Origin of the sequence: Anaerotignum faecicola (assembly GCA_024460105.1) — a bacterium.
Lineage (GTDB): Bacteria > Bacillota > Clostridia > Lachnospirales > Anaerotignaceae > JANFXS01.
The window spans coordinates 1-497 of the sequence record JANFXS010000176.1 but is presented as its reverse complement, the minus strand read 5'-3'; the positions used below and the strand labels follow the sequence as shown (position 1 = coordinate 497).

Genomic DNA, 497 nt, shown 5'->3' with positions numbered 1-497 from the left:
AACTGTACGAGTGCGGCGATGACCAGGATAAACACAATAGTCTGTAAGAATTCCAGGTTTAAGCTGACCAGAATCCCCTTGTAAATCACGCTTGTTACAAACGATGCGATGGTAATTACGAAAATAACGGCTGCGCCCATGCCTGCAGAAGTTTTTACGTTCTTGGAAACGCCAAGGAATGGACATAAACCGAGGAACTGGCTTAAGACTACGTTATTCACGAGTGCTGAGCCTACCGCGATTAAAAACAATTCTTTCATCTATCCATCCTCCTATTCTTCTTTTTTCGAGGTAGCGGCCTTTAATTCCGCTTCCTTCTTAGCCAGATCGGCTTTCTTCGATGCCAGGGCATCCTCCTCTGCCTGTCTCTTTCTTGTCTCCAGAATCTCATGGTTGGACATACAGGAAGAGCCGGAACAGTTCATACAGTCGCCGCCGCACGCCAGTCTGGACTGGGGAACGGAACCGTTGGTGGCCGATGGAGCCTTGAACTTATT

Annotated in this window: 2 protein-coding genes; both read right to left on the bottom strand. The window is 47.9% G+C overall.

What is annotated here, in order from left to right; all coding sequences use genetic code 11:
• Nucleotides 1-260: electron transport complex subunit RsxA (locus NE664_13380; protein MCQ4727624.1), on the bottom strand; the 260-nt coding region annotated here is incomplete at its 3' end.
• Between the two features lie 12 nt (nt 261-272).
• Nucleotides 273-497, bottom strand: a 225-nt coding sequence (locus NE664_13375) for an electron transport complex subunit E (protein MCQ4727623.1), incomplete at its 5' end; no start/stop codon positions are given.